Raw genomic sequence first — 4,172 nt, 5'->3', positions numbered from 1 at the left:
TTTCACCTGTTGGGCTGTCCAGGTAGGATTTTGTGACCACAACAAAGCCGCCGCCCCTGCCACATGGGGACTGGCCATGGATGTCCCTGAATAGGTGGCATAGGTATTGTTGGGAGTGGTGCTGTAAATCTCTGAACCAGGTGCGCCTAAATCTACGCTGGTTAAGCCATAGTTGGAAAAGGAAGAGAGAGCATCGGTGCGGGTGGTGGAAGCAACGGAAATAATATTAGCTAGGTTGTAGCTGGCAGGATAGGAGGGGCTTGTGTCAGTGTTTTTTGCATCATTACCAGCCGCCGCAATAAATAAAGCCCCCGCCTGACCCGCTGCGTTAATCGCATCGTAGAGCGCTTGACTATAACCGCCTCCTCCCCAGGAGTTATTGGTGAGCTTAACTCCTTTGGCCGTCGCATAGTTAATTGCCTTAATGGCATTGGAGGTAGAGCCTGACCCCGTATCATCAAGGAACTTCAGTGGCATGATTTTGGCATTCCAAGCCACCCCCGTCACGCCTACCCCATTATTTCCTTTGCCAGCAATGGTTCCCGAAACATGGGTTCCGTGACCATCAACATCACTGGGGTTATTGTCGTTATAGGCAAAGTCCCAACCGCGAATGTCATCAATGTAGCCATTGCCATCGTTGTCAATGCCGTCGTTGGCAATCTCCCCTGGGTTTGTCCAGATATTGCCAACTAGGTCTTGGTGATTGTAGTCAACCCCCGTATCAATAACCCCAATCACTAAATTAGGATCGCCGGTTTGAATATCCCAGGCTTCCGGGGCATCAATATCCGCGTCGGCAGTACCGCCACTTTGTCCGGTGTTATGCAGTCCCCAAAGTTGATTAAAACTGGGGTCATTGGGGAATGTCGCCTGGGCACTAATTGTGCCTTTTGTCACAATATAGTCGGGTTCAACGTATTCAAAAATCGGATTGGAGCGATATTGTGCCAGAATCTTCTCCACAGAGAGCGACCCGGATAACTTCCAAATCTCTGCCCCCGTTAGTTTAATCTTCTGGGTTTTAACAGCACCAAAGAGGGACTGAAACTGAGCAACTTGGGCGGCGGCGATCCCTTGCTTGAACTTGAGAATCACTTGATTGGGAGCATAAGGGGCAAGGGTGCTAGTTGCTGCCGGTTTTAGCTCTGAGGTGACGGGGGCAGCGGTGGGTACAGAGGCAGGACCGGACCCTGGACTGGAGGTGACGGGGGCAGCGGTGGGTACAGAGGCAGGACGCGACCCTGGACTGGTGGAATAACCAGAAGAGTTAATACTAAGAGGATCGGGAAACACCACTTGGCCCGTAGCAGCAGGGGAGACTGGAACCGTGGGGGCCTCAGAGGATACTGTAGATGGGGAGGGGTTAGAGTTCAGGACTCCTAAGGGAGGAGTTTCCCTCGATACACTTAAATCGTCGGAACCTGTTAAATCAACTGTGATTGGGAAGGCTCCATCAAAACTCAAAGAATCTGCTGGAGATGGCATATATGTACTAGATAACGGAACTTACTTGTGTTGTCTTCATCACCAGGCACACCCCATTTTCCGAAAATTAATCGGTCAATTACTTGGGTGTGTTGAATTATTTCTGTTTGTGGTTAGGGAAAAAGACAAGCCCAACTTCCCTGTCCTGGTGCTAAATCTTTCATCTACTCATAATTATACCGACATTCCGCACATCTTCATATACTTTTATATAGTTTTACATTCCCCAAGATGTTTTGACGAAAAACCTTCATTGTAGAAACTACTATTGAGCACATTTTCAATAATTGATTTTTTCTGAGAAAAAAATTTACAATTCTTCACCTTGACAAAAATCCATCATTGTAGCTATAATCCTTACCAGCAAAAAGTTGTCAGCAATATATTAGTAAAAGTTATCAATTGAATGTTAAGAAGTGCGGGAAGTGGGTAATTAACAAGTTAAAAAAATAAGAAAAATTTTCTTGTATTCATCCAAAGCCTGATTATCGCCGCAATAAGGACAGCCTTATTGAGAATGAGGAAACGTAGAAGTATTGAGCTGCCGGCGCATTTAAATTGCTTGTTGAGATGAGGCACTCTTGCAAGGGGCAAGACCCCCAACCCCCCCCCAACCCTAGGGCTGTTTCATTCTCCCATCAGAATATCAAAAGTAAAAGCGATCACTGTCTTTCTAAAATGAGAAGTGACCGGCAACTTTTAAATATATGTTGAGCTTAATAGAAAAACTGAAACAAGTCAAGGACTTTCGGAAAGATAAAGGAAAAAGACACCCTTTATGGATAGTATTAGTAGTAATAATACTGGGAACAATGCTAGGATACTTAAGTTATAGAGAGCTAGGAGAGTTCGCTAAAAATAACTTGCCCTGAGCCAAGTCGAAGGGGCGGCACAGGCTCAGTCAAGAATTTAACATAATTCCAGAAAGAGTCCCATCCTATTCAACAATTAGAAGGGTAATGATGGGAATGGAATGGCAGAGTCTGTTAAAAGTGTTCAATGAATGGGCATTAGAAGAATATGGACAAATAGGTGATATAAATTGGCTAGATATAGATGGAAAAAGTCTCAAAAACACCCGAAATAATCCTAACAATGAACAACAAAATTTTATCATGTTTATCTCATTGTTTAGTCAAGAAAGTGGATTAGTATTACACTTAAAAAGAATCGAAAACAAAAAAGGGTCTGAAATCGAGGAAGGTCAAGCTATAATTGAGCATTGCTCTCTCCAAAATAAAGTGTTTACTGGCGATGCTTGACCCTGTCAGAAGAAAACAATCAGCTTAATAATCAAGAGTAAAAATGATGATGTTATCACCGTTAAAGGAAATCAGAAAAATCTTCATCAGCGAATTCAAGACCTGAGTAGTTCCTCAAAGCCAGAAAGTTGTTTTCTTGAACAAGATAATAGTCATGGTCGAAAAATATCAAGAAAAATAGAAGTTTTTAAAGTGAGAAAAAATCAAAGACAAGGATTTGAAAATCTGCGCCGAATTATTAAAGTAGAAAGAAGGGGTAGTCGCGGGGATAAAACGTATGAAGAAACAGCTTACTATATCAGTAGCCTAACCGCATCCGCCCAAGTATTTGCTGAAATTATTCGAGGACATTGGAAAATAGAAAATCAGTTACATTGGGTAAAAGATGTAATTTTTGAGGAAGATAAAAGCCAGATCAGTGATTTTCAAGCGGCAAGCAATTGGTCAATTCTCACAACCATGGGATTGAATCTTTTCAGAAGTTTAGGTTTTCTCTCAATAACGGAGAGACAGAGGTGGTTAGCTGAACGTTGGGAAAAACTGATAGTTTTATCGACGTAAGAAGCAGAAAAATTAGCTAAATTAACAGGATGTACTCTCAGACAATTTCAAGAGAGATAGGCTTTTAGTGCCTTGGGAACAAGCTTTATCAATCTATTCATAATAAATATTGGTAGAATATTAAAGATTAATTATTGTGACTAACTCTTTTGGTTAGATAAAGATAAACTTGAGAATCTTTAGTCAAATTTATTGACTCAAAATCAGCTGTACTTAATTTAAATGAAACAGCCCTACTTAATAAGGGGGGCAGGGGGGGTGGGGGAGGTTCGGCTAATTTAAGAATAAGCTGTTTAAATGCGTCTTAGCTTAATCAGCTGCTTCTATATTTTCGTCTCTCAAATATCAACTTATGGCAAGGCAATTTTTCAAGTCCTCCCGGAAAGATTTAGTCTGACTTGAAAGAGGGTGTGGGGTGTGGGCTTCGGCCGTGAGCTCAGCGTTCGACCGAGCGTTCGACAAAAGCTCACGCGGCTCGACTGAGCTCGCCGAACGTCCGAAGTCTCACGCCGAGGTCCGAACGGGTGTGGGGTGTAGGGAAGGAAACCTCTTTCATCTCTGGTGGTGAAAATTTTTTCATCGGGACTGACTTGTTAAAAAATACAGGATTGTTCAGGGTAAACAAGTCCATCGAGATTGATGAAAATCTCTTGGCAACCGTCATCGCTAAATATTGTCAGATTACCATCATCTTTTCTTATTCTTAAAATGTTACCTAAGTAGGGTTTGCTGAAAAAGTAAAAAACAAAAACTCTCAAAAATCAGCCCGAATTTAAGATAAGTTTTTCTGTTGAGAAATCAGCTTTTTTATCATCTTTTCTAATCAAAGAGGGATGAATAAAGCTAAATTTAGATGTATAA

General features: G+C 42.0%; 1 protein-coding gene and 1 pseudogene. One reads left to right on the top strand and one right to left on the bottom strand.

The annotated features are described in order from the left end of the window. Positions 1-1,488, bottom strand: a 1,488-nt coding sequence (locus tag O9334_RS11640) for a S8 family peptidase (RefSeq protein WP_288000341.1), incomplete at its 3' end; no start/stop codon positions are given. A gap of 707 nt (positions 1,489-2,195) precedes the next feature. On the opposite strand from O9334_RS11640, the pseudogene O9334_RS11635 reads away from it, so the two are divergent. Continuing rightward, positions 2,196-3,311, top strand: a pseudogene (locus O9334_RS11635) (ISAs1 family transposase). Positions 3,312-4,172: the final 861 nt, after the last annotated feature.

It is taken from the genome of Microcystis sp. LE19-8.1F, from assembly GCF_027531715.1.
GTDB lineage: Bacteria > Cyanobacteriota > Cyanobacteriia > Cyanobacteriales > Microcystaceae > Microcystis > Microcystis wesenbergii_A.
This window is presented reverse-complemented; position numbering and strand designations above follow the sequence as displayed.